Raw genomic sequence first — 25,243 nt, 5'->3', positions numbered from 1 at the left:
TCGGCGGGACGTTGCCATGGCTTAACGCGACGTACCCCGGGCCGTGTTCAGCGGTCGATGCGCACGGTCACCCCGGCGAGCTGGTCCTCGACCTGCTTGCGGTCGGCGTCGACCATGATCCGGGCCAGTTCGTCGACCCGTACCGAGGGCTTCCAGCCGAGGAGTTCCTCCGCCTTGCTCGCGTCGCCGATCAGCGCGTCGACCTCGCTGGGGCGCTCGTACTTGGGGTCGTAGCGGACGTACTCCGCCCAGTCGAGGTCCACGTGCGCGAACGCGGTCTCCACGAACTGCCGCACCGTGGCGGCCTCGCCGGTGGCGACCACGTAGTCGTCCGGCTGGTCGCGCTGGAGCATCCGCCACATCGCGTCGACGTACTCGGGGGCGTAGCCCCAGTCCCGGACGGCGTCGAGGTTGCCCAGGTAGAGCCGGTCCTGCAGACCGGCCTTGATGCGGGCGACGGCACGGGTGATCTTGCGGGTCACGAAGGTCTCGCCGCGGCGCGGGGACTCGTGGTTGAAGAGGATGCCGTTGACCGCGAACATGTCGTACGCCTCGCGGTAGTTGACCGTCGCCCAGTAGCCGTAGACCTTGGCGCAGCCGTACGGGCTGCGGGGGTGGAAGGGCGTCCGCTCGTTCTGCGGCGGCGGGGTGGCGCCGAACATCTCGGAGGACGAGGCCTGGTAGATCCGGGTCTCCACGCCGCTGGCCCGCACCGCCTCCAGCAGCCGCATCGAGCCGAGACCGGTGACGTCCCCGGTGTAGAGCGGGGCGTCGAAGGACACGCGCACATGGGACTGGGCGCCCAGGTTGTAGACCTCGTCGGGCCGCAGGTCGCGCAGGAGGTTCACCAGGGCCACGCCGTCGGCGAGGTCGGCGTGGTGCAGCACGAAGGACCGGTTCGCCTCCTGCGGCCCCTGGTAGATGTGGTCGATCCGCTCGGTGTTGAAGCTGGACGACCGTCTGACGAGGCCGTGCACCGTGTAGCCCTTGTCCAGCAGCAGCTCCGCGAGGTAGGAGCCGTCCTGGCCGGTCACACCGGTGATCAGGGCGCTCTTGCCCATGCGATCTCCCCCCTTGGGTCGGTTATGTTTCTTTTGCGTACTGATGTTTGGAATCACCCCCGGTGGGGTGAACCCTGCTGGCAGAATCCGCTTCCATGAGCGAAGCGAACGCACTCCTGCCCGACCGCGCCCGGATCTTCGTCGCGGGCCACCGTGGTCTGGTCGGATCGGCGGTGACCCGGCGGCTGACCGCGGACGGGCACGAGGTGATCACCCGTGGCCGCGGCGAACTCGACCTGCGCGACGCGGCGCGCACCGAGGCGTTCCTGAAGGAGCGGCGTCCCGACGCGGTGGTGCTGGCGGCCGCCAAGGTCGGCGGCATCATGGCCAACAGCACCTACCCGGTGCAGTTCCTCGAGGACAACCTGCGCATCCAGCTGAGCGTGATCGCGGGGGCGCACGCGGCCGGGGTGGGCCGGCTGCTCTTCCTCGGCTCCTCGTGCATCTACCCCAAGCACGCGCCGCAGCCGATCTCCGAGGACGCCCTGCTCACCGGCCCCCTGGAGCCGACCAACGAGGCGTACGCGCTCGCCAAGATCGCCGGCATCGTCCAGGTGCAGTCCTACCGGCGGCAGTACGGCGCCTCGTTCGTCTCCGCGATGCCCACCAACCTGTACGGCCCCGGCGACAACTTCGACCTCGAGACCTCGCACGTGCTGCCCGCGCTCATCCGCCGCTTCCACGAGGCGCGACGCGACGGCGCCCCCGAGGTGGTGCTCTGGGGGTCGGGCAGTCCGCGCCGGGAGTTCCTGCACGTCGACGACCTCGCCGCCGCCTGCGCGGTGCTGCTGCGCTCGTACGACGGCGAGGAGCCGGTCAACATCGGCTGCGGCGACGACCTGACGATCCGTGAACTGGCCGAGACCGTACGGGAGGTCACCGGCTACGAGGGTGCCGTCGCCTGGGACACCTCCAAGCCCGACGGCACCCCGCGCAAACTGCTGGACGTCTCCCGCCTCACCGCCCTCGGCTGGAAGCCGGAGATCCCGCTGCGGGACGGGATCGCCGCCACGTACCGCTGGTGGAGGGACGATTTCGCGGTCTGACATTCAGTACGCCCCGCGGCCGTCCACGACGGCCCGGAAGGTGCGGGCCATCACGTCGACGTCGCTGGTGAAGGTCCAGTTGTCGACGTAGCGCAGGTCCAGCTGAAGCGTTTCGTCCCAGGAGAGGTCCGAGCGCCCGCTGACCTGCCACAGGCCGGTCAGGCCGGGCTTCACCGACAGCCGGCGCAGCGCGACCTCGTCGTAGCGGGCGACCTCCTCCGGCAGCGGGGGACGTGGGCCGACCAGCGACATCTCGCCGCGCAACACGTTGATCAGCTGCGGGAGTTCGTCCAGCGAGCAGCGGCGCAGGATCCGCCCGACCCGTGTGACGCGCGGGTCGCGGCGCATCTTGAACATCAGACCGTCGTTCTCGTTGGCGGTGGCGAGCTCGGGCTTGCGGTCGTCGGCGTCCGTCACCATCGTGCGGAACTTCCACATGGTGAAGGGCACGCAGTCCAGCCCGTGCCGGATCTGCTGGTAGAACACCGGCCCCTTGGAACCGAGCCGGATGGCCGCGGCGATGAGGCCGAACAGCGGCGAGAGCAGCAGCAGTCCGGCGGCGGCGCCGGCGCGGTCCAGCACCTCCTTCAGGCCCACCTGGACCCCGCGCCGCAGCGGCGGGCTGATGTGCAGCAGGGTGAGCCCGGCGGCGGAGGTCAGCTCCACCCTCCGCACCGCTACGTCGGTGAGGCCCGGCAGCACGGCCAGCGGGATGCCGGCGTCGTGCACGGACCACGACAACTGCCGCAGCCGCTCGCCCGCCATCCGCGGGCCGGGCGCGACCAGCACCAGGTCGGCGCCGAGTTCCCGCGCCGCGGTCAGCACCGCGCCGGAATCGGCGCCCGGCCGCGCCGGCGCCAGCGACTCCAGCCGGGCGGCCACGGGCGCGCCGCACTCCAGGTTGGCCAGGCCGACCGGGATGGTGCCGACCACGACGTACTCGTGGTCGGTGCGCGCGGCCAGCTGGTCGACGACGTAGTCGGCCGCGCTCGGCTCGCCGATCACCAGGACCCGGCGCACCGCCTGAGCCTCGCGCCGGGAGGCCAGGAGGTGACGGTACGTCAGCTTGCGGCAGGCGGTGGTCAGCAGCAGGCCCGGGGTGAGCGCGAGCAGTGCCACGGACGGTTCGGAGTGCTCGCCGAGCAGCGCGCGGACCACCGCGAGCACGCCGAGCAGGACCAGCCAGTCGTAGAGCACGGACAGCCCGCTGCGCGACTCGCCGAGCGTGCGCCGGGCGTACCTGCGGCGGGCGGTCTGGACGGCCGGCCAGGCCACCGCGACGGTCGCGGCGCACAGCACCGGGTGCGGCTGGAACGTGGCGTCGAAGACGACCAGGACCGGGAGCGCGACCCCCACCGCGTCCGTGACGAGCGCCGCCGGCAGATACCAGCGCGCCTTGTCGCTCAGCCCGCGCGGGGCGGCCGTCCGGCCGCGCGCGGGAGACGTATCCGTCGGGCCTGAATTGGGTATACCGACACGCCGCATGGACCCCCCTGGCACAACGCGACAAATGTGGGCGCACTCGCTACTTCCCCAAGCAGCAGTGCGCCGTAGTAACCCGGAACGCTATGCCAAACAGTTGTGCGTTCGCTGCGGTTTACGAAATTTCGGAGGCCAGTTGTCCTGAAGTTCACATTCGGCTTGATCTGTCCGCCGGCGGGCCCTGTGGTGCGGTAAGGCGCCGTCCGCGGACCGTTCCTGACCGTACGGGGTCGAGGGCCACTTGTCCGCGCTCGTGACGCGCTCCGGCGTGCGGTTCGTGCGCCCCCGGGTGGGGGCGTGCCGCGAACGGCCGTTCCGTATACGGTTCCGGCCGGCCGGAACGGCGCGTTCCGGAGCGGGAGGGAGGGTGACGGAGCGGGCGGACCCGGTCAGTATGGTGTGACCATGCCAGGAAGCCGCATCGCGCCCACCCCGAGACACATCGGCAGTCCGGTCCGGTTCCTGTGGTGGCTGGTCGTCAGCCAGCGCCGCCGGGTCGCCTTCGGCGCGCTGCTGGGCAGCACGTGGACGGTGAGCCTGGCCCTCTCCCCGTATCTGCTGTCGCGCGCCGTCGACGACGGCCTGCGCGCCCACGACCACGGCGCCCTCGCCGGCTGGTCCGGGGCGCTCCTCGCCGGCAGCGCGGGCACGGCGTGGCTGGGCATCGCCCGGCACCGGACCATGACCAAGGTCCGGATGGACGCCTCCTTCCGCACCGTCCGGGTCACCGTGGCGCACGCGACGCGCCTCGGCGCCACCCTGCCGCGCCGGGTCACCGCGGGCGAGGTCGTCGCCATCGGCATGAGCGACGTCCAGGCCATCGCCCAGTCGCTCACCGTGACCGGCCCCGGGGTCGGCGCCGTCGTCGCGTACGTCGTCGTCGCGCTGCTCCTGCTCTCCATATCCCCGCTGCTCGCCGCCGTGGTGCTGGCCGGGGTGCCGCTGCTCGCCGTGACCGTCGGGCCGCTGCTGCACCGGCTGCAGGGCGTCGGCGCCGGATACCGTGAGCAACAGGGCGCGCTGACGGCGCGGTTGGTGGACATGGTGACCGGACTGCGGGTGCTGAGCGGCCTCGGCGGCAAGGAGGCGTACGCCGCGCGCTACCGCCGCGACTCCGCGGACCTGCGCGAGCAGGGGTACCGGGTCGGCGCCGTGACCAGCTGGGTCGGCGCCCTCGGCAACGGGCTCCCCGCGCTCTTCCTGGCGGTCGTGACCTGGCTGGCCGCACGGATGGCCGCGCAGGGCACGATCAGCGTCGGCGAACTCGTGGCCGTCTACGGCTACGTCGCCGTGCTGGTGGTGCCCGTGGCGTTCTTCATCGAGGGCGGCGCCGACCTCGCCCGGGCCCTCGTCGCCGCCCGGCGGGTCATCCGCTTCCTCGCCCTGCGGCCCGAACACGCCGACGACCCGGGGCGGCCCACCGCCCCCGCCCCGGACGCGCCCGCCGCCCTGCGCGACCCCGACTCCGGCGTCGAGGTCCGCCCCGGGCTGCTGACCGCGCTCGCCGCCACCCGGCCCGAGGACGCCGTCGCCGTCGTGGACCGGCTCGGCCGCTTCGCCCCCTCCGACGTGACCTGGGGCGACGTCCGGCTGGACGCCGTCCCCGTCGGGCCGGTCCGCGAGCGCGTGCTCGTCGCGGACAACGAGGCCGACCTCTTCGCGGGCACCGTCCGCGAGGTCGTCGCCGGACGCCGCGAACCCGCCGACGACGCCGTCCGCGCGGCCGTCCACGCCGCCGTCGCCGACGACGTCGTCGACGCGCTTCCCGACGGCCTCGGGTCCGCCGTCGCCGCGCAGGGCCGCAACCTCTCCGGCGGCCAGCGCCAGCGCCTGCGGCTCGCCCGCGCCCTGCACGCCGCCCCGGACACCCTGCTCGCCGTCGAACCCACCTCCGCCGTCGACGCCCACACCGAGGCTGCGATGGCGGCGCGGCTGCGCGCCGCGCGGCGGGGCCGTACGACCCTGGTCACCACGACGTCCCCGCTCGTGCTCGAACAGGCCGACGTCGTCGTGTTCCTCGTCGACGGCAAGACGGCCGCCACCGGAACGCACCACGACCTGCTGCGTGACGAGGCCGGCTACCGGGCGCTGGTGGCGCGCGGCTCCGGCGGGGAGGCGCGATGACGACGGGGGTGCTGCCGGTCGCCGACCGAGCACGGGTACGTCGCGCCGCCTTCGCCGAACTCCGCGCCGACCGGCGGGCGTTCGCCGGCGTGCTCGGCCTCAACGCACTGGCCGCGGCCGCCGGGCTCGCCGGACCCCGGCTGCTCGGCGGCATCGTGGACACCGTCAAGGACGCGCCGGGCCGCGCCGCCCTCGCCACCGTGGACCGGCTGGCCCTCGCCATCGCCGCCTGCACGGTGCTGCAGGTCCTGCTGTCCCGCCAGGCCCTCAGGGCGGGCGCGCGCTTCGGCGAGCGCGCCGCGGCCCGGATCCGCGAACGCTTCCTCGACCGTACGCTCGCACTCCCCGCCGCCACCGTCGAACGCGTCCCCACCGGCGACCTGGCCGCCCGGGGCACCGGCGACGTCACCGCCGTCGCCGTCACACTGCGCGACGCGGTGCCCGAGGTCCTCATCTCCTGCGTCCAGGTGCTGTTCGTCCTCGGCGCCGTCGTCCTGCTCGACCCGCTGCTCGGGCTGTGCGGGGCGGCGGGCATGACGGTGATGGGGGTCGCCCTGCGCTGGTACCTGCGCCGGGCCCGCGCCGCCTACCTCGCCGAGGGCGAGGCCAACTCGGCGCTCGCCGAGGAGCTCGCGGCCACGGCGGGCGGCGCCCGCACCGTCGAGGCCCTCGGACTGCAGGAGCGCCGCGTCGCCACGGCCGAGGCGGCCGTCGCCGAGGCCCGCCGCACCCGGCTGCGCACCCTGTGGCTGCGCACCGTCCTCTTCCCGGCCGTGGACGTCTCCTACACGCTGCCGGTCGTGTGCGTGCTGCTCGCCGGCGGCGCGCTCCACGCCCGGGGGGCCGTCTCCCTCGGCACCGTGATCGCCTCCGCGATCTACCTGCGGCAGATGGTGGGGCCGCTGGACAACCTGCTGATGTGGGTCGAGCACCTGCAGGGCAGCGCCGCGTCGTACGCACGCGTCGAGGGCCTGGCCATGGTCCCCGCCGCCGGCCCGCCCACCACGGCCGTGCCCGCCGACGGCCGCATCGAGGTGACCGGCGTCCGGTACGCCTACGGCCACGGCGGCGACGTGCTGCACGGCGTCCACCTGGACGTACGGCCCGGCGAACGGCTCGCCGTGGTCGGCCCGTCCGGGGCCGGGAAGTCCACCCTCGGCCGCCTGCTCGCGGGCGTCGACCGGCCCCGCGTCGGCGCCGTCACCGTCGGCGGCGTGCCGCTCGCCGACCTCGCCCCGGACGAACTGCGCCGCCAGGTCGTCCTGGTCACCCAGGAGCACCACGTCTTCCAGGGCACGCTCCGCGACAACCTGCTCATCGCCGGACCGTCCGCCACCGACGACGCGCTGCGTGCCGCGCTCGCCGCCGTCGACGCCCGCTGGGCCGGTGACCTGCCGGACGGCCTCGACACCGAGCTCGGCGGCGGCGCCCACCACCTCGGCGGCGCCCAGGCACAGCAACTCGCCCTCGCCCGGGTCGTCCTGGCCGACCCGCACACCCTGGTGCTGGACGAGGCCACCGCCCTCCTGGACCCGACGACGGCGCGCGACACCGAGCGCGCCCTCGCCGCCGTCCTGCGCGGCCGCACGGTCATCGCCATCGCCCACCGGCTGCAGACCGCCCACGACGCGGACCGCGTCGCCGTGATGGACCGCGGCGTGGTCACCGAACTCGGCACGCACCACGAGCTGGTGGCCGGCGGCGGCGCCTACGCCGCCCTCTGGCGCTCCTGGCACGGCACGACGGGCACATCGGGGTCGCCGGGCACGCCGCGCCCCGGCACCCGGGACGCCGCACCGGTGGGCGCGCCCGACGAGGGGTGACCGGGGTCAGCGGAGCGCCTGCGCGCCGATCGCGGACAGGAGCCGCAGCCTGTCGTGGCTCTCGGACCCAGGGACCGCGGTGTAGACGAGCAGGTGGTGCGACTGCTCCGGGTCGAGCAGCGTCTGGCAGTTCAGCTCCATCTCGCCGACCTCGGGATGGACGAAGCGTTTGACCTGGCCGGGGCGGACGCCGACCTCGTGGTCGTCCCAGAGGCGCCGGAACTCCTCGCTCCGCGCGAGGAGCAGGTCGACGTAGTCCGCGGCGCGCGACCCGGGACCGCGCAGCGTGGCCATCTCCCGCAGGCCGGAGGCGAACATCCGGGAGATCAGCGGGTGGTCCGAGGGCGCGTACAGCGCGCGGCCGGCGGGGTCGGTGAACCAGCGGTAGACGATGCTGCGTGCCGGTCCGGTGTGGCGGGTCGTGTCGCCGGTGAGGGCGACACCGAGCGGGGTCTGGCGCAGCGTCTCGCCGAGTTCGGTGACGATCTCCGCGGGGGTGTCGCCGAGGCGGTCGAGGATGCGCAGCAGCCCGGGGCTGATGTGCGCACCGGCCGCGCCCCGGTCGGGCGGGACGTGTCCGGCGAGGCGGAACAGGTGGTCGCGCTCGTGGAGCGACAGGTGCAGGCCCTGGGCGATCGAGGCGACCATCTGCTCGGACGGCTGGGGGCCGCGCTCCCGTTCCAGCCGGGCGTAGTAGTCGGTCGACATGTGGCAGAGGACGGCGACCTCCTCGCGGCGCAACCCGCTGGTCCTGCGGCGTTGTCCGCGCGGGAGGCCGACGTCCTCGGGCTGCAGCAGCTCCCGGTGCCGGCGCAGAAATGCCGCCAGCCCCGACCGGTCGATCTCCATGCGTCTCCTCCCTCGGCGCTGCCTCCTTTCTACCGGCCGCCCCCGCGCGCAGCCACGGATCGGCGATCCCCCTCTGCGGCAGCGCCGCACGTGGCACCGCCCCACCGCGGCAGCCTCGCCCCGCGGATCAGTGGATCGACGGTCCCTGAACAACTCCCGCCGTTCCCCCCAGGGTTGGGGTCAACGACGACATCAGGGAGTGAGCACATGCCACGCACAGCCATCGACATCACCGTTCCCGACCTGTCCGGGAAGCGGGCCGTGGTCACCGGAGCCAGCGACGGTCTGGGGCTCGGCATCGCGACGCGCCTCGCCGCCGCCGGCGCGGAGGTCGTCATGCCCGTCCGCAACCCGGGCAAGGGCGAGACGGCCCTCGCCGCCATCCGCCGGCAGGTCCCCGGCGCCGACGTGTCGCTGCGCGCGCTCGACCTGTCCTCGCTCGCCTCCGTCGCGGCGCTGGGCGAGACCCTGCTGGGCGAGGACCGGCCCATCCACATCCTCGTCAACAACGCCGGGGTGATGACCCCGCCCGACCGGCAGACCACCGCCGACGGGTTCGAGCTGCAGTTCGGCACCAACCACCTCGGGCACTTCGCCCTCGCCGCCCGTCTGCTGCCCCTCCTGCGGGCCGGCCGCGCGCGGGTGACCTCGCAGATCAGCGTCGCGGCGAACAGCAACGGCATCAACTGGGACGACCCGAACTGGGAACGGTCGTACGACGGCATGCGCGCCTACAGCCAGTCGAAGATCGCGCTCGGGCTCTTCGGCCTCGAACTCGACCGGCGCAGCGAGGCCGGCGGCTGGGGCATCACGAGCAACCTGTCCCACCCCGGGGTCGCGCCGACGAGCCTGCTCGCCGCCCGCCCCGAGGTCGGCCGCGACGAGGACACCAGGAGCGTGCGCCTGATCCGCGCCCTGTCCGCGCGCGGCATCCTCGTGGGGACGGTACGGACCGCGCGGCTCCCCGCGCTCTACGCCGCCACCCACCCCGACGCCGAGCGGGGCGCGTTCTACGGGCCCCGCGGCCTCGCGCACATGGGCGGCGCTCCCGGACGGCAGCGGCTGTACGGCCGGCTGTGCGGCGCCGACGACGCCCGGCGCATCTGGGACGTCTCGGAGGAACTGGTGGACGTCCCCTTCCGGGGAGGACGCGGTGCGTGACGGGCGCTCCCGGCCGGCTAGGGCCTATTTCGAAAGTAGCGTCGGCCGCCCGGAGGGCGGGTCCCGCGGCGTCTGGTGCGGTGCATCGCAAGGCGGAGAGTCGTCCTCGTAGTGGGCTACTCGGACGATTCGACAACGCAGCGAGGTGCCGTGCCAGGCGTCGCGGGACAGGCGGGACTTTCGAAACAGGCCCTAGCCGATCAGGCGCTTGCGCCAGTCCAGCGGGGTGACCGTGATGACGCTGTCCGGCTCCCCGTCCCACTCCCACGGCAGCCCGGCCGCCGTGAGCGCCGCGACGACCTCCCGGCCGATCGCCGCCGTCGTCCCGGACGAGCCGTCGAACCCGCCGTAGAACAGGGGCAGTCCGCGTCCGGCGGCCGCGGCGTCGGTGCACCCGGGGTGGAAGTGGACGAACCCGCGGACGCCGGGCGCACCCGCCGCGCCGGTCCTGGCGCCGCCGGACGGGAGGGGGCCGGTGACGTGCTCCCGCGCGGAGACGCCCGCCGCCTCCAGCGCCGCGAACGCGGCGGTGAGTCGTTCCGGGTCGGTCTCGCCCGTCCAGTGCGCCTGTTCGGCCACGCGCTCCAGCCACATCCGGTCGGCGAGTTCGCGCGCCTGCTCGTGGGAGACCGGCCGTCGCCTCCCCGGGACGGGGAACTTCTCGGCGACCTCGGCCAGTTCGGCCCGGGTGGCGTACCCGCCGACCAGCACCTCGCGGACCCGTGCCTCCAGCATCGCGCGCTCGTGGTCGTCGAGCTTGAGCGGGCGGGCCCGTTTGGGCGCCCGCCGCTTCAGACGGGTCCAGGCGAGCCCGGCGTCCCAGCCCTTCTCGCCGAGGGCCCAGCCGGTCATCGCGGCCACCACGTCCGCCACGGGGTCGGGGGTGTCCACGAACACCACGTAGTGACGGTCGTACCCGCCGTCGCAGTGTTCCAGCTGGTAGTGGTCGTCCCCGGCGATGTGCCACACCTGGAGGAAGTGGTCCGGCAGGTCCGGTATCCGCTGGACGATCAGGAACAGGCCGTCACCGCCCCCGATCCCGCCCACCAGTTCCGCCAGCTCGTTCGCGGAGACCCGGACGTGCCGCCGCCCGTCCTCCCTGCACACGGTGATGGGAAGCATGCGGCCACCCTGGCACGGACCGCCGCCCGGGGCCACGGTCCGCGCACGCAGGGAACGCACCGCACGCACCGCACGCGAGCACCTTCCGTACCGCGAATCCCGGTTGACCCGGGCGCCGGCGTCCGGATACTGGCTGTCGTCCGGACCGGACCTGTGGAGGGCCCTCGACCGTGCACGACGACCTCATGGACGTGACGACCGGAACCGTCGCGGCCCTGATCCGGGAACAGTTCCCGCAGTGGAGCGGCGAGGGGATCCGGCGCGTCCCGTCGACCGGGACGGTCAACGCCGTGTTCCGCATCGGGAACGACCTCTCGGCGCGCTTCCCGCTGCGTCCGGCCGACGCCGCCGAGGCGCTGGCGGTCCTGGAACGGGAAGCCAGGGCGGGCGCGGAGCTGGCACGGGTGTCGCGGTTCCCCGTTCCGGAACCCGTCGCCCTGGGAAGGCCCGGAGCGGGCTACCCCATGCCGTGGTCGGTCCAGACGTGGCTGCCGGGAACGGTCGCCTTCGACGCGGACCCGAGTGGTTCGGAGGCCTTCGCCGAGGACCTCGCGGCCTTCATCGCGGCCCTGCGGGACGCCGGGACGCGTGGGCGGCCGTTCGGCGGGGACGGCCGTGGCGGCGTCCTCGCCCACCACGACGACTGGATGGCGAAGTGCTTCGAGGAGAGCCGGGGGATGCTCGACGTGCCGCGGCTGCGCCGACTGTGGTCCCGCTTCAGGGAGTTGCCGCGCAGGGGTGCCGACGTGATGAGCCACGGTGATCTGATCCCCGGCAACGTCCTGGTCGAGGGGGACCGGCTCCGCGGCGTACTCGACACCGGCGGCTTCGGCCCGGCGGACCCCGCGCTGGACCTGGTCGGTGCCTGGCACCTGTTGCAGCCGGGCCCGCGGAACGTGCTCCGGCGGACACTGGGCTGTGACGACCTGGAGTGGGAGCGCGGAAAGGCATGGGCGTTCGAGCAGGCGATGGGGGTCGTCTGGTACTACGTCGAGAGCAATCCGACGATGAGCAGGATGGGGCGCCGGACGCTCGACCGCATTCTGGGGTCGACGGACTGACGCCGTCCCGGGCACGGGGCATCAATGGGGTCCGCCGGAGCCCGACGGGACGGGACGCTCCTCCCCCGACTCCGCCGGCCCGGGATCCGCGGCCCCCGGCGGCAGCGCACGCCACGGCAGGAGCAGGGCGCTGCCCAGGCACAGCACACCCGCCACGACGATCGCCACCCGGACGCCCCCCACGGCGGCGACGGCACCGCCGGCCAGCATCGCCAGGGGCTGGGCCGTCCTGGACCCCACCGACCACGCGGTGACCACCCGGGTCATGACGGCGTCGTCCGTCGCCGCCATGCGGTACGTCGCGAAGGACGGGTTGAAGACCCCGGCGGCCACCAGCAGGAAGGTGTCGGCGGTGATCAGGACGACGGTCCCGAGGGGGCCGGGGGGCGCCCAGGCGAGCAGCAGGAGCCAGGGCGTGCGCAGGACCCCGGACAGCAGCAGCACCCGGTGCGGGCCGAGCCGGCCGGTCAGCGGCGCGGTGAGGCGGGAGCCCAGCACGCCCCCGAGGCAGGGCAGCCCCAGCGCCAGACCGTACTGCCAGGGGGCGAAGTGCAGTTCGCGGAGCATCAGGACGGTCAGCAGCGGACTGCTCATCATGACGGCCCCGCCGAAGAGCAGGGCGTTCCAGAAAAGCGGTCGCAGTCCGCGGTGCCCCAGGACGTAGGCCCAGCCGGCCAGGAGGTCCCGGCCGCCGCCGGTCGAGCCGGCCCGCGCCGGGGGCTCCGGCTCCGGGCGGCCGATCCGGCGGACGCCCAGCGCGGACAGCAGGAAGGAGAACGCGTCCACGCCCAGGGTGACGGTCGTCCCGAGGGCGGTGACGAGCAGCCCGCCGATCGGCGGCCCCGCGCTCTGGCTGAGCCAGGTGGTGGTCTCCAGCCGCGACACGGCCCGCAGCCGGTCACCCGGTGGGACGAGGCCCTTGAGGTGCGCGGTGCTCGCCGCGCCGGACACGATGGCCGCGGCCGCCTGCACGATGCCCACCAGGCACAACTGCGCGAAGGTGAGCGCACCGAGGGCCGCCGCGACCGGGACGGAGAGCAGCACGAGGCAGCGGAGCAGATCGGCGGTGATCATGACGGGCCGTTTGCGGCGCCGCTCGACACGGCCGCCCAGGGGGAGGGTGAGCGCGGCGCCCACGAGCGCCGACAGCGCCGCGAGGAGGGACACCTGGAAAGTGGTGGCGCCCAGCGCGAGGACGGCCACCAGCGGCAGGGCCCCGGAGCCGACCGCGCTCCCCGCCGCGCTCACCGCGTAGGCTCCCCACAACCGCCCGAAGTCCCGCCGCACACCGTCCGATTGCCATCCCGACGAGGTCATGACGCGCGAGCCTAGGCCGTCCCGCCGACAGCCGCCCCGGCGGCGGGCGGGTGCCGGCCGGCCCGGACGGGGTGCCGACTCTTCCCGGTCGGGGGTGGGGCGAGGGCGAGTCACGACGGGCCCCGGTCCGGGCCTGCCGCCCGGGGGTCAGCTGCCGGTGCCTCCTGGTGCCGGCGGGCCCGTACGTGGTGGGCCGGACGACACGCCAATTCGCGCCGATCGGGGGCGGGGTGAGGGCGTGTGGCGACGGGCCCCGGTCAGGCCCCGCCGCCCGGGGGTCAGCTGCTGGTGCCTCCAGCGCCCGGCGGGGTGGGCTGCCCGAATGGGGTGCCGACTCTTCCCGGTCGAGGGTGCGCAGAGGCCGCGTGCGACGGGCCCCTGCCAAGCGCTGCCGGCGGCTTGGACTGCCCGGTCGTCCGCGGGGGATGCCTTCACCACGTTGGGGGGAGTGCTTCGACGGGTGCGGCGCTGATCGGGCCGGGGCGGGACCCTCGACGAGGGCCCGCCCCGTGAGCGCCGCGGGTCACTCGCGGGCCCGGCCCGGGCAGCACGCGGCAGGCCGTCGCAGGAGCCGTCCCCGTCCGTGCCGGCGCCGGCCGCGTACACGACGTCCTTGCCGCGCACGACCCGCACCCCCCCCGCACGACGCACCAGGCGCCCGGGCCCCGCACCTCCGGTGCACCCTGCCCGCGGCGGTCCCGGCGGGCCTTACCCTTGATCCTTGTGTCCTCCCTGCAATCCGCCCTCGCCGGTCTCCTCGACGGGCTTCCGCCCGGCCGTGCCACCCAGGCCGTCGACCGGCTGATCGCCACCTACCGGGGGCGCACCACCAGCAGCACCCCGATCCTCCGCGACCGCTCCGACGTCGCCGCCTACGCGGCGTACCGCATGCCCGCCACCCACGCCGCGGTCGGCGCGGCGCTGGCGGAGTTCCGGGCCCGGGCGGGGGAGTGGGCGCCCGCGAGCCACCTGGACGTGGGCGGCGGGACCGGCGCCGCGACCTGGGCGGTGGCCGACGCCTGGGAGGACGGGACGCACACCAGCACCGTCCTCGACTGGTCGGACGCGGCGCTCTCGCTCGGACGTGAGCTGGCCGCGGCGTCCGAGCACCCGGCGGTGCGGGACGCGCGCTGGCAGAAGACGCCGCTGGGCGGCGGGGCCCGGCTGCCGGAGGCGGACCTGGTCACGCTGTCGTACGTCATCGGCGAACTGACGGGCCCCGACCGCGACGCGGTCGTCGCCGAGGCCGCCAGGGCGGCGCGCGGCGCCGTGCTCGTCGTCGAGCCGGGCACCCCCGACGGGTACGCGCGGGTCCTCGCGGCACGCGAGAGGCTCGTCGCGGACGGTTTCCACGTCCTCGCCCCCTGCCCGCACGACGGCACCTGCCCGGTGACGGCCCCGGACTGGTGCCACTTCGCCGCGCGGGTCGCCCGTACCTCGCTGCACCGGCAGGTCAAGGGGGGCTCCCTGCCGTACGAGGACGAGAAGTTCAGCTACGTCGCCGCGGCGCGCTTCCCCGCCGCCGGGACCGGCGCACCGGACCGCGTGGTGCGGCACCCGCAGATCCGCAAGGGGCAGGTCCTCATCGACCTGTGCACGGTCGAGGACGGCCTGCGCCGCGACACCGTCACCAAGCGGCACGGCCGGCTGTACCGCGCGGCCCGCGACGTCGCCTGGGGCGACGCGTGGCCGCCCGCGGCCGAGCACGAGCAGGAGTAGCGCCCGGCGTCAGGTGTCAGCCGCCCAGCACCGCCATGGCCGCGTTGTGCCCCGGGACTCCGCTGACCCCGCCGCCGCGCACCGCGCCCGCCCCGCACAGCAGCACGTTCGCGTGCGCGGTCCCCACGCCCCAGGCGCCGCCGCCCGACTCCGCGTACGGGAAGGCCAGGTCCCGGTGGAAGATGTGGCCGCCGGGCAGGCCGACCTCCCGCTCCAGGTCGAGCGGCGACTTCGCCTCGACGCACGGCCGCCCGTCCGCGTCCACCGCCAGGCAGTCAGCCAGCGGCTCCGCGAGCACCGCGTCCAGCTGCGCCAGGGTGGCCTTGAGGAGGGTCTCCTTCGCCTGCGCCGGGTTGTCGGCGAACAGCCGCGCCGGGGCGTGCAGCCCGAACAGGGTGAGGGTGTGCACGCCCTGGGCGGCCAGCTCGGAGGAGAGGATCGAGGGGTCCGTCAGCGAGTGGCAGTAGATCTCCGACGGCGGCGCCGTGGGCACCGTGCCCGCGGCCGCCTCGCGGTAGGCCCGCTCCAGCCCGGTGTACGACTCGGCGATGTGGAAGGTGCCGGCGAAGGCGTCGCGCGGGTCCACCGAGGTGTCGCGCAGCCGGGGCAGCCGCCGCAGCAGCATGTTGACCTTGAGCTGGGCGCCCTCCGGCCGCGGCGGGGCGGCCTCGCCCAGCAGCCCGGCCAGCGCGTACGGGGAGGCGTTGACCAGCACGTGGCCGGCGCCGACGACGCCGCCCTCGAAGGACACCTCGGCCCGGGTGCCGTCGGTCTCGACCGCCGTCACCTCGGTGCCGGTGACGATCTCCGCCCCGGCCGCGCGCGCCGCGTCCGCCAGGGCGTCGGTGAGGGCGCCCATGCCGCCGACGGGGACGTCCCAGTCGCCCGTGCCGCCGCCGATGACGTGGTAGAGGAAGCAGCGGTTCTGCAGCAGGGAGGGGTCGTGGGCATGGGTGAAGGTGCCGATCAGGGCGTCGGTCAGCACCACGCCGCGCACCACGTCGTCCTCGAAGAGCGACTCGACGGTCTCGCCCAGCGGCCGTTCGAACAGCGCCGACCACGCATCCGGGTCGTCCACGGTCCGTTCCAGACCGGCCCGGGAGGGCAGCGGCCCGGTCAGCGTCGGGAAGACCCGCTCGGCGACCCGCTGCGTCATGCCGTAGAAGCGCCGCCAGGCCTCGAAGTCGCGGTCGGAGCCGGTCAGCCGGACGAAGCTCTCGCGGGTCGCGGACGGCGACTCGGCGTCGACGAGGAGCCCGCCGTCGCCGTGCGGGGTGTACGAGGAGATGCGCCGGCGCCGCACCGCGAAGCGCAGCCCCAGGTCGTCGACGATCTTCCGGGGCAGCAGGCTCACCAGGTACGAGTACCGGGACAGCCGTGCGTCCAGACCGGTGAACGCCCGGGTGGAGACCGCGGCCCCGCCGGTGCCCGGCAGCCGCTCCAGCAGCAGCACGGAACGGCCCGCGCGGGCGAGGTACGCGGCGGCGACCAGGCCGTTGTGGCCGCCGCCGACGATCACGGCGTCGTACGAGGTGCGGAGGGGCAGCTGCTGCGACATGCGCCCCTTCGTATCACGCTCAGTCGCGCAGCTCCATGGTGCAGCACTTCACGCTGCCGCCGGCCTTGTGCAGTTCGGACATGTCCACCGGCACCGGCTCGTAGCCGCGCTCCCGCAGCCGCCGCAGCAGCCCGGTGGCCCCGGCGGGGACCAGGACGTTCAGGCCGTCGCTGACGCAGTTGAGGCCGAAGGCCGTGGCGTCCTGGCGGGTGGCGGTCAGCGCGTCGGGGAAGAGCCGGCGCAGCACCGCCCGGCTGCCGGGGGAGAAGGCGTCCGGGTAGTACATGATCTCGTCGCCGGACAGCACGCACAGCGCGGTGTCCAGGTGGTAGAAGTGCGGGTCGGTGAGCTCCAGGCCGATGACGGGGCGGCCGAAGAACTCCTGGAGCTCGGCGTGCGACAGGGGGCTGCTGCGGAAGCCCTTCCCGGCCAGCAGCCAGCTCTCGGTGACGGCGAAGTCCCCCTCGCCCTCGTTGACGTGGTCCGGGTCGTGCACCTCGCCGTAGCCGCTGTTCAGGAACCACTCGCGGTGCGCGGGCGCCTCCGCTGCCCGCTCGGGGTTGGCGAAGCGGGCGCCGAAGACCCGGCCGTCGACCACGGTGGCGCCGTTGGCGGCGAAGACCATGTCGGGCAGGCCCGTCAGCGGCTGCAGGATCTCGACGGTGTGGCCCAGCGAGCGGTAGCGGTCGCGGAGGTCCTCCCACTGCAGCAGGGCGAGCGCGGGGTCGACCGGCTTCGTGGGGTCCATCCAGGGGTTGATGGAGTACGTGACGCGGAAGTACGTGGGAGGACACATCAGATACCGGCGGTACGAGGCGGTGCGCGCTGCGCTCAATGAAGGCTCCTCGCGGTGTGGTTGAGGCCCGTGTGACCCGTAGTGACATGGTGGACCCACAGCGGACGCCGCGCACCGGATTGCGGACGCAAACACCCCCCGGCACAGCGGTCCCAGAAGCACCGGGAGGCCCCGTGCCGGGTTGACCCAAGTTCCTCTTATGATTCATGGGTGTTCGATTCCAGGCACATCAAGACGTTCCACACCGTGGTCACGGCCGGCTCCTACTCGGCCGCGGCCGTGGCGCTGGGTTACACCCAGCCCGCGGTGACCCAGCAGATGAAGGCGCTGGAGCGTTCGGTGGGCACCGCGCTCTTCGTCCGCGTGGGGCGGCGCATGCGCCTGACGGAGGCCGGCGAGGCGCTGGCCCGGCACGCGGAGGCCATCCTCGACAGCATGTCCGTGGCCTGGGAGCAGATAGGGGCGGTGACCCGGCTGGAGACCGGCCGGGTGAGGCTGTGCGCCTTCCCCAGCGCCAACGCCACCCTGATCCCCGAGGCGCTGGCCCTGCTCGCGGCCGAGCACCCCGGGATACGGGTCGAGCTGCTGGGCGACGAACCGCCCGACTCGCTGGAGCGGGTCACCCGCGGCGAGTGCGACATCACGCTGGCCTTCACCTACCCGGGGCTGCACGAGGCGGTGCCGGACGACCTGGTCGAGATCCCGCTGCTGGAGGACCAGCTCATGGTCCTGATGCCGGCCGGGCACCGGCTGGCCGGGTCCCGCTCGGTCAGGCTCGGCGACCTGGCCGGCGAGCGCTGGATCGCCGGCTGCATGCGCTGCCGGGTCAACTTCCTCCACGAGTGCGCCGAGCTGGGCTTCGCCCCCGACATCGCCTTCGCCACCGACGACAACCTCGTGGTGCAGTCACTGGTCGCCGAGGGCCTGGGGGTCGCGATGATGCCGGGACTGGTGCTGTCGTTCATGCGGCTGGACCGGGTCACCGGCCGGCCGCTCGACCCCGTCTCCCGCCGCCGCGTGGCGGCGTACGTGCCGCGGGACCACCTGCGGATCCCGGCCGCCGCCCTGGTGCTCGACGCGCTCCGGACGGTCGCCGGGCGGCGCAGCGGCTGCTGACCGCCGGAGCGCCGCACCGCCGTCCGCCCCGTCCGTCGCCCCATCCATAAGGAGGGGCACAGCGGAGTGAAGGAACTGTCAGTGGACGCGCGGGCCCGCGCGCACGGACGCTGCGAGCATGACCTCCGCGACCGTTCCGGCGCTCTCCGCGCCCACCGCCCGGCTGGCCCGCCTCGTCGACGAGGTGCGCGAGACCGTCGGCCGCGGCCTGCCGCCCGGCCCGACGGCGCACCTGGTGGGCGAACGGCTCGCCCCGCACCTCGGCGCCCCCGACCTGCTGGCCCGGCGGCACACCGAGGGCGACCCGGACCGCTACCGCCAGCACGTCCTGCACGCCGAGGAGGACGGCAGCTTCTCGATCGTCGCCCTGGTCTGGCTTCCGGGGCAGCGCACCTCCATCCACGACCACGTGTCGTGGTGCGTCACGGGCGTGCACCTGGGCCGGGAGCACGAGCGCCGCTACCGGCTGGTGCCCGACGGCGCCGGCTCCCGCCTGGTCCCCACCCAGGACGTGGTCAACGCCCAGGGCGAGGTCTGCGGCTTCGCGCCGCCGGGCGACATCCACGAGGTGTGGAACGGCGGCACGGGCAAGGCGATATCGCTGCACATCTACGGCGCCGACATCTCCCGCCTGGGCTCCAGCGTGCGGCGTGTCTACCGGCTGCCGGTCGGCGAACGGTGAACCTCCGCACCCCGACGCGCAGCCCCCTGACGCACACGCGCCCGGCCGCGCCCGCGACCGCCCCCGCCGGGGCGACCCCGGCCGCCCGTCCCGCCGGAAGCGGCGCGGGCCGCCGCCGGGCCGTCGTGGCCGTGCTGCCCGGCCTGCTGCTCGCCGTCCTCGGCGCCGCCCTGGCCACCGCGCTGCACCTGCTGCTGCCCGCGGTGCCGGTGCCCACCACCGCCGTCGTCCTCGGCATCGCCGCCGCCAACCTGCCCGGCCTGCGCACGACCCTGCGCGGCCGCGCCCGCCCCGGGCTGACCTTCGCCGGGAAACGGCTGATGCGGGTCGGCATCGTCGTGCTCGGGCTGCAGCTCGGCCTGGACGACGTGCTCGGCCTCGGCTGGGCCACGGCCGGGATGGTGGTCGGCGTCGTGGCCGCCACCTTCTGGGGCACGCTCTGGCTCGGCCGCCGCATGGGGCTGCGCGGCGACCAGCCGCTGCTGATCGCCACCGGCTACTCCATCTGCGGTGCCTCCGCCATCGGCGCGGTCAGCCAGGTCTCCGGCAGCGACGAGGAGGACGTCGCCGCCTCCGTCGCCCTGGTCACGCTCTGCGGCACCCTCGCCATCGGCGTGCTCCCGCTGCTGCACCACCCGCTCGGCCTGGACGACGTCCAGTTCGGCCGCTGGACCGGGGCCGGCGTGCACGACGTGGGCCAGGTCGTCGCGACCGCGCAGACCGCGGGCCCCGCGGCGCTCGGCGAGGCGGTGCTCGTCAAGCTGATGCGGGTCGCGCTCCTGGCGCCGCTGGTGGCCGCCGTCGCCTACGGCCTGCGCCGGCGGCGCGCCGTCTCCGGTGCCGAGGGTCCGGACGCCGCGGCCTCCGCGCGACGCACCCCGCTGCTGCCGCTGTTCGTCGTCGGCTTCCTCGTCATGATCGGCGTCCGCAGCACGGGGCTGCTGCCGGCCGGCGTTCTCGACGGCGCGCAGCAGGTGCAGCAACTCCTGCTGGCCATGGCCATGGTGGGACTCGGCAGCATGGTGAACCTGCCCGTCCTGGCGCGTACGGGGCCGCGGGTGGCGGCGGTCGGGCTGATCTCCTGGACGCTCATCGCCACCGTGTCCTACGCGGGTGTGCTCCTGACCGGCTGACGCCCGGCCGGTACGCGCACCGCACCCCGGGGTGGCCGCGGGAACCCGCTTGACGGCAGCGCCTAGGGTGAGTTCATGCCGACACCGCAGACCGAGCCCGACGACGCCCTGCTCCCCGACACCCGCCGGGCGCTGCTGCACCGCGTCGCGGTCGCCCAGTCCCACAGCCGCACCCCCTCCCTCGTGGCGGCCGTCGTACGGGACGGCGAGGCCGTGTGGACCGGGGCCCGCTCCTGCGTGGACGGGCACGCCCCGGACGGGGACACCCAGTACCGGATCGGCTCCCTCACGAAGACCTTCGTGGCCGTCCTGGTGATGCGGCTGCGCGACGCGGGGCGCCTCGGGCTGGACGACCCCGTCGAGAAGCACATCGGCGGCACCCCCGCCGACGGGGTCACGGTGCGCCAACTCCTCACGCACACCGCCGGGCTGGCCGCGGAGACCCCCGGCCCCTGGTGGGAGCGCACGCCCGGTGAACTGCGCCCGGAGACCGCCGACCTCCTCGGCGCGACGCCGCGGCTGCACCCCGCCGGCGAACGCCACCACTACTCCAACCCCGGGTTCGCCCTCCTCGGCGCCGTCGTCGAGGCGCTCCACGACGGCACGCCCTGGGACGAGGTGCTCACCTCCGACGTCCTGGAACCGCTGGGGATGACCCGCACGACGCGCCGCCCGCGGGCCCCGCACGCCGGCGGCTGGGCCGTCCACCCGTACGCCGACCTGATGATGGCCGAGGCCGTGCAGGACACCGGACGGATGTCCCCCGCGGGCGAACTGTGGTCGACCGCCGACGACCTGTGCCGCTGGGCCGCCTTCCTCGCCGCGGGCGACGAGCGGGTGCTGGCGCCCGCGACGCTGGAGGAGATGCGCCGGCCGGCCGCACCGGGCGGCGACCAGGGCCTCGGCGTACAGCTGGTGAAGGCCCCGGGCGACCGGGTGCTGGTCGGTCACGGCGGCTCGATGCCCGGTTTCGTGGCCGGGCTGTGGTGCGACGTCGCCGAGGGCCTCGGCGCGGTCGTCCTCGCCAACTCGACCACCGGCGCCCCGGCCACGTCGATCGCCGCCGACCTGCTGCGCCTCGTCGCCGAACGCGAGCCCCGCATCCCCGAGCCCTGGCGGCCCGTCTCCGACCCCGACCCGGACCTGCTCGCGCTCACCGGCCCCTGGTACTGGGGCACCGCCCCGCACGTACTGCGCCTGCGCGCCGGCCGCGACCTGGAGCTCGCCGCCCTCTCCGGCACCGCACGCGGCGCCCGCTTCCGCGCGCGGCCGGACGGCACCTGGACCGGCCTGGACGGCTACTACGACGGCGAGACCCTCCGCGTCGTGCGCACCCCCGACGGCGCCGTCAGCCACCTCGACCTCGGCTCCTTCGTCTTCACCCGCACCCCCTACGACCCGGCGGCCCCCGTCCCGGGCGGCGTCGACCCCGCCGGCTGGACCGCCCCCGTCGACTAGCGTCAGGCCGTCAGGGGGAACTCGCGGCCGAGCGCCGCGAAGACGGCCGAGTTGTGGGCGAAGGCCCGCCGGCACTCGTCCACGACGCGTTGCTTCTCGAGCTCGTCGACCGGCAGGGCGTCCAGCAGGCTCCGGTACTCGCGCTTGAACGCCGCGGGGTTGCCGATCGCCTCGAAGACGTAGAAGCGCACGCCGTCGCCCTTGCGGGCGAAGCCCCAGGTCCGCTCCGCGATGCCGCGGATGACCTGGCCGCCCGAGAGGTCGCCGAGGTAGCGGGTGTAGTGGTGGGCGACGTAGCCCGCCGGCCACACGCGGGCGGTCCCGGCGATGCGGCCGGTGTAGGCGAGGGTCTCGGGCAGCGCGGCGGCGTACTCGCGCCAGCCGGGCGCGAGCAGGTGGTCCAGGTCGCGTTCCAGGGCGGCGACGCGGGACAGCTCGGGGCGCAGGAAGGGGCCGGCCACGGGGTCGCCGGCGAGTTCCGCCGCGGCGTCCTCCAGGGCCCGGTAGACGAACCAGAGCTGCTCGGTGTAGCGCGCGTACGCGGCGACGCCCAGGCGTCCGCCGAGCAGGTCGCCGAGGAAGGCCGAGTTCTCCGCCTCGCTGTGCCGGTCGTGGCTCGCGGAGCGGATGACGGCCGAGAACGGTGCGGAAACGGAGCCGTGGGCTGGCGTCAAGGGAATCCTCCTGCGTCGGGCCTGCAGGAATCGTCGCAACTTAGGAGACCCTAAGTCAATGAGTTGCCGACATGCTGTCGGAAAACCAGGCTAGCGCGGATCCGCCCCCCGGGGCGGTCGGCGCGTCGGCCCGCGGGTGACGGTGCTCACGGACCCGCAGCCCTGGCAGGCCGTCGTGGCGCGCCCCGCGAGCAGCGGTGACCAGGAAATCATTCCCTTATGCCCGTGAAATCCCTCATGGGTGGCCCCGTCGTGTTTCGCCCCGGTACGGCAGGGCGTACGACATCACCCCTTCAGGGGGACCCCGCGTGACACCGGAATGCGGACGGGGAGCAGGATGGTTTCCACCATCCGTGGATTCCGCCTACGGCCTTTCCCTCGTTACGTAGGGTGGAGCAAGGGTTCACGGGGCGAGGAAAGAGGCTCGATGGTCACCAAGGGCAGGTTGTCCGACTGGCTGCGCCGCAAGGCGGGGGAGCGTGGTGCCGGGATGGACGGGGCCGCGGTCCGTGCGGCCGCCGGTGGCCGGAACGGGGACGACCTGCGCCGGGACGAACTCCTGCTGGAGGCCGCGGGTTCGGGCCTGCCGCTGGCGCCCGCCGCCCATCCCTCGCCGGTCTCCGGCTACCGCTGTTCCTGCGACCGGATCGGCTGTCCCACCCCGGGCACGCACCCCGTCTCCTTCGCCTGGCAGACGCAGGCCACCACCGACCCCGAGCAGGTCAGGCGCTGGCTGCGCGCGCACCCGCTGGCCAACTTCATCACGGCCACCGGCATCGCCCACGACGTCCTGGACGTACCCGCGGAGGCGGGCCGCATGGCCCTGGAGCGGCTGGCCGCCGAGGGCTCCGCGGCCGGACCCGTCGCGGTCTCCGACGGGCGGATGCTGTTCTTCACCGCCACCCGCGCCACGGCCGACGAGGACGAGTGGTGGCCGTGCGAGCTGGACTGCCATCCCGAGACCCTCGACGAGCACCCGGGCCTGCGCTGGCACTGCCGCGCCAGCTACGTGCTGCTGCCGCCCTCCCGGCTGCCCTCCGGCGCCACGGTCGCCTGGGTCGCCGGCCACGGTCCGGACCGCCCGCTGCCGGACCCGCTGCCGCTGCTCGCGGTACTGACCGACGCCGGCGCCCAGGTCGAGCCCGAGCCCGAGACGGTCGGCTGGCTGCACTGACCCCCGCGGCACGGCCCCCCGCGGGTCACTCCCCGCGCGCGGCGACCAGGCCCACGGTGCGGGTGAGGAAGACGACCTGACCGCCGCCGTCCTTCGCCGCCGGGACGAGCACGGCCTGGCGGGCGATCCGGCCCAGCGTGACCGACTTCTTCGGGGTGCCGGTCATCAGCGCCTCGGTGTACGCGTCCACCTGCGGCGTGACGCCCGCCCGCAGCATGGTGACCTTCGCCGTGTGGTGCGTGGCGAAGAAGACCAGCGCGCCGCCGTCCTCGGTGCGCAGCCCCAGCGGCGCGAAGTCCCCCTCCGTGGCGGGCTGGTCGGCGAACTGGGTGGCCGAGCGGGCGGTACGGGCGGTCTTGGCCCGGCTGGTGATCAGTTCCGAGGTGGACGAGCCCGGGGCGAACACGGACACGTCCTTCGCGTCGCCCTCGGCCAGGTAACCGGTGTAGGCACCGCCCAGCTCGCCCGGGTCCACGACCAGTCCGGAGCGCTCGGCCGCCACCGGCTCCACGTGCCCCTGCCCGTCGCGGGCGAACTCCGGTACGGCGGAGGCCCGGACGGAGGCGACGTACGAAACGCGCCACGCCTCGCGCGCGCCGCCCCGCTCGAAGACCATCAGCCACCGGTTCGTGCCGGGGCCGGAGCCGTCCGAGTCCGGCGCGACGTCGGCCACGAACCACTTGGGCCAGCCCACCTGGCGGGGTATCAGGAAGCGCGGGTCGCGAAGGCTCAGCGCCTTGAAGTCCTGGTCGCCGTCCGGGTCGACGCTGTGCCGGGCGCGCAGACCGGCCCCGTCGACGGCGCCGAGGGGGCCGGACTCGACGGAGGAGATCAGCTTCGCGTCGAGCTTCCGGTTCGCCTCGTTGTTGACCTCGGTGAAGCGGTCCAGTGCCTCGGTGGCCTCAGCCTTCGTCACCGACGGGATGAGCGCCCGTTCCCCGTGCACCGTCACGCACCCGGTCAGCGGTGCCGCCGTCAACGTCAACAGGGCGAGCGCTGGCAGGAATCGCGGCCTGCGGGTCATCGGACGTCGGCTCCTTCGGGGCTGCGGCGGACGGCTCAACGGCCGGCGCGGTAACCCTACCGGGGCGCAGGAAGAGGAACATCGTGGGCGCGAGATACAGCGCCCAGACCGTGACCTGCAGCCAGGTCGGGTCCGGCTGGAAGTTGAACACGCCCTTCAGCAGCGTCCCGTACCAGGAGTCGGGGGGCACTACGTCGCTGATGTCGAAGGCCCTCGCCGTCAGCCCCGGCAGCCAGCCCGCCTCCTGCAGGTCGTGGAAGCCGTAGGCGAGCACGCCCGCCGCGACGACGACCAGCATCGCGCCCGTCCAGGTGAAGAACCTGGCGAGGTTGATGCGCACCGCGCCCCGGTAGAACAGCCACCCCAGCACCACCGAGGTCAGCAGGCCCAGGACCGCGCCGACCAGCGGGCGCACGCCGTCGTCGGTGGCCTGCACCGCGGTCCAGATGAACAGCGAGGTCTCCAGCCCCTCACGCCCGACGGCGAGGAAGGAGGTGACGACCAGCGCGCCGGTGCCCATGGCGATCGCGGCGTCCAGCTTCCCGTGGAGTTCGGCCTTCAGGTGCCGCGCGGTGCGCCGCATCCAGAAGACCATCCAGGTCACCAGGCCGACCGCGACGACCGACAGCGAACCGCCCAGCGCCTCCTGCGCCTCGAAGGTGAGCGTGGAGGAACCGAACTGCAGGGCGGCACCGAAGGCCATGCTCACCAGGACCGCCGCGCCGACGCCCAGCCAGACCGGCGGCAGCTTCTCCTTGCGGCCGGTCTTCACCAGGTACGCGACCAGGATGCAGACGACCAGGCTGGCCTCCAGCCCCTCCCGGAGCCCGATCAGGTAGTTGGCGAACACCGCCGGTCACTTC

21 protein-coding genes are annotated in these 25,243 nt (G+C 74.4%); 11 read left to right on the top strand and 10 right to left on the bottom strand.

Going from position 1 to position 25,243, the window contains the following annotated elements:
* Window positions 1–47: 47 nt before the first annotated feature.
* Window positions 48–1,061 carry a GDP-mannose 4,6-dehydratase gene (gene gmd / locus ACFZAU_RS24485; protein ID WP_499598360.1) on the bottom strand — a complete coding sequence of 338 codons (1,014 nt, stop codon included), beginning with the start codon at window positions 1,059–1,061 and terminating at the stop codon, window positions 48–50.
* Window positions 1,062–1,156: 95 nt separating this feature from the next.
* Between gmd and ACFZAU_RS24480 the strand changes: the two genes are divergently transcribed.
* A complete protein-coding gene (locus ACFZAU_RS24480; RefSeq protein ID WP_500459704.1) occupies window positions 1,157–2,107 on the top strand; it encodes a GDP-L-fucose synthase family protein in 951 nt (316 codons plus the stop codon).
* 3 nt (window positions 2,108–2,110) lie between these two features.
* Here the strand turns inward: ACFZAU_RS24480 and ACFZAU_RS24475 are convergent, their stop codons facing one another.
* Window positions 2,111–3,592 (bottom strand): sugar transferase, encoded by a 1,482-nt coding sequence (locus ACFZAU_RS24475; RefSeq protein ID WP_500553934.1) that lies wholly within the window; start codon window positions 3,590–3,592, stop codon window positions 2,111–2,113.
* A 402-nt stretch (window positions 3,593–3,994) separates the two neighbouring features.
* Here ACFZAU_RS24475 and ACFZAU_RS24470 point away from each other — a divergent pair, with 402 nt between their 5' ends.
* A complete protein-coding gene (locus ACFZAU_RS24470; protein ID WP_500553933.1) occupies window positions 3,995–5,713 on the top strand; it encodes an ABC transporter transmembrane domain-containing protein in 1,719 nt (572 codons plus the stop codon).
* On the top strand, window positions 5,710–7,536 hold the full coding sequence (locus ACFZAU_RS24465) for an ABC transporter ATP-binding protein (protein WP_500553932.1): 1,827 nt from the start codon (window positions 5,710–5,712) through the stop codon (window positions 7,534–7,536). The genes ACFZAU_RS24470 and ACFZAU_RS24465 overlap by 4 nt, the downstream gene beginning before the upstream one ends.
* A gap of 6 nt (window positions 7,537–7,542) precedes the next feature.
* Here the strand turns inward: ACFZAU_RS24465 and ACFZAU_RS24460 are convergent, their stop codons facing one another.
* A complete protein-coding gene (locus ACFZAU_RS24460; RefSeq protein ID WP_500553931.1) occupies window positions 7,543–8,385 on the bottom strand; it encodes a helix-turn-helix transcriptional regulator in 843 nt (280 codons plus the stop codon).
* Between the two features lie 207 nt (window positions 8,386–8,592).
* Between ACFZAU_RS24460 and ACFZAU_RS24455 the strand changes: the two genes are divergently transcribed.
* On the top strand, window positions 8,593–9,546 hold the full coding sequence (locus ACFZAU_RS24455) for an SDR family oxidoreductase (protein WP_500553930.1): 954 nt from the start codon (window positions 8,593–8,595) through the stop codon (window positions 9,544–9,546).
* A gap of 192 nt (window positions 9,547–9,738) precedes the next feature.
* Here the strand turns inward: ACFZAU_RS24455 and ACFZAU_RS24450 are convergent, their stop codons facing one another.
* A complete protein-coding gene (locus ACFZAU_RS24450; protein ID WP_500553929.1) occupies window positions 9,739–10,668 on the bottom strand; it encodes a DUF6891 domain-containing protein in 930 nt (309 codons plus the stop codon).
* 185 nt (window positions 10,669–10,853) lie between these two features.
* Between ACFZAU_RS24450 and ACFZAU_RS24445 the strand changes: the two genes are divergently transcribed.
* Complete coding sequence (locus tag ACFZAU_RS24445; RefSeq protein WP_500553967.1) at window positions 10,854–11,729, top strand: aminoglycoside phosphotransferase family protein; 876 nt, start codon at window positions 10,854–10,856, stop codon at window positions 11,727–11,729.
* A gap of 21 nt (window positions 11,730–11,750) precedes the next feature.
* Here the strand turns inward: ACFZAU_RS24445 and ACFZAU_RS24440 are convergent, their stop codons facing one another.
* The gene (locus tag ACFZAU_RS24440) at window positions 11,751–13,046 is read right to left on the bottom strand and encodes an MFS transporter (protein ID WP_500553928.1); all 1,296 of its coding nucleotides are present in this window, start codon (window positions 13,044–13,046) and stop codon (window positions 11,751–11,753) included.
* Window positions 13,047–13,769: 723 nt separating this feature from the next.
* Between ACFZAU_RS24440 and ACFZAU_RS24435 the strand changes: the two genes are divergently transcribed.
* Entirely contained in the window at window positions 13,770–14,765 is a 996-nt protein-coding gene (locus ACFZAU_RS24435) for a small ribosomal subunit Rsm22 family protein (protein WP_500553927.1), read from the top strand.
* Window positions 14,766–14,781: 16 nt separating this feature from the next.
* Here the strand turns inward: ACFZAU_RS24435 and ACFZAU_RS24430 are convergent, their stop codons facing one another.
* Both ACFZAU_RS24430 and ddaH read right to left on the bottom strand, forming a co-directional pair.
* Entirely contained in the window at window positions 14,782–16,323 is a 1,542-nt protein-coding gene (locus ACFZAU_RS24430; RefSeq protein WP_500553926.1) for a phytoene desaturase family protein, read from the bottom strand.
* Between the two features lie 19 nt (window positions 16,324–16,342).
* Window positions 16,343–17,158: a dimethylargininase gene (gene ddaH / locus ACFZAU_RS24425; RefSeq protein WP_500553925.1), complete on the bottom strand. Its 816-nt coding sequence runs from the start codon at window positions 17,156–17,158 to the stop codon at window positions 16,343–16,345.
* A 171-nt stretch (window positions 17,159–17,329) separates the two neighbouring features.
* On the opposite strand from ddaH, the gene ACFZAU_RS24420 reads away from it, so the two are divergent.
* The 4 genes from ACFZAU_RS24420 (at window position 17,330) to ACFZAU_RS24405 (ending at window position 21,508) form a co-directional block, all read left to right on the top strand.
* The gene (locus ACFZAU_RS24420; RefSeq protein WP_500553924.1) at window positions 17,330–18,235 is read left to right on the top strand and encodes a LysR family transcriptional regulator; all 906 of its coding nucleotides are present in this window, start codon (window positions 17,330–17,332) and stop codon (window positions 18,233–18,235) included.
* A gap of 118 nt (window positions 18,236–18,353) precedes the next feature.
* A complete protein-coding gene (locus ACFZAU_RS24415; RefSeq protein ID WP_500553923.1) occupies window positions 18,354–18,917 on the top strand; it encodes a cysteine dioxygenase family protein in 564 nt (187 codons plus the stop codon).
* Window positions 18,914–20,050 (top strand): YeiH family protein, encoded by a 1,137-nt coding sequence (locus ACFZAU_RS24410; RefSeq protein WP_500553922.1) that lies wholly within the window; start codon window positions 18,914–18,916, stop codon window positions 20,048–20,050. The genes ACFZAU_RS24415 and ACFZAU_RS24410 overlap by 4 nt, the downstream gene beginning before the upstream one ends.
* Before the next feature lie 75 nt (window positions 20,051–20,125).
* Window positions 20,126–21,508, top strand: coding sequence for a serine hydrolase domain-containing protein (locus ACFZAU_RS24405; RefSeq protein WP_500553921.1), 1,383 nt, complete (start codon window positions 20,126–20,128; stop codon window positions 21,506–21,508).
* 2 nt (window positions 21,509–21,510) lie between these two features.
* Here the strand turns inward: ACFZAU_RS24405 and ACFZAU_RS24400 are convergent, their stop codons facing one another.
* Entirely contained in the window at window positions 21,511–22,182 is a 672-nt protein-coding gene (locus tag ACFZAU_RS24400; protein WP_500459687.1) for a biliverdin-producing heme oxygenase, read from the bottom strand.
* 427 nt (window positions 22,183–22,609) lie between these two features.
* Between ACFZAU_RS24400 and ACFZAU_RS24395 the strand changes: the two genes are divergently transcribed.
* Complete coding sequence (locus tag ACFZAU_RS24395; RefSeq protein ID WP_500553920.1) at window positions 22,610–23,356, top strand: bifunctional DNA primase/polymerase; 747 nt, start codon at window positions 22,610–22,612, stop codon at window positions 23,354–23,356.
* A gap of 25 nt (window positions 23,357–23,381) precedes the next feature.
* Here ACFZAU_RS24395 and ACFZAU_RS24390 read toward each other — a convergent pair whose 3' ends face one another.
* On the bottom strand, window positions 23,382–24,335 hold the full coding sequence (locus tag ACFZAU_RS24390; RefSeq protein WP_500553966.1) for an SCO2278 family lipoprotein: 954 nt from the start codon (window positions 24,333–24,335) through the stop codon (window positions 23,382–23,384).
* On the bottom strand, window positions 24,259–25,230 hold the full coding sequence (gene efeU, locus ACFZAU_RS24385) for an iron uptake transporter permease EfeU (RefSeq protein WP_500553919.1): 972 nt from the start codon (window positions 25,228–25,230) through the stop codon (window positions 24,259–24,261). Before efeU ends, ACFZAU_RS24390 begins: the two co-directional genes overlap by 77 nt.
* Window positions 25,231–25,243: the final 13 nt, after the last annotated feature.

It is taken from the genome of Streptomyces sp. NPDC008238, assembly GCF_042956445.1.
In the GTDB taxonomy this organism is placed as follows: Bacteria; Actinomycetota; Actinomycetes; order Streptomycetales; family Streptomycetaceae; genus Actinacidiphila.
Note: the sequence above shows the minus strand (reverse complement) of the source record. Positions and strands in the feature narration are given on the sequence as shown.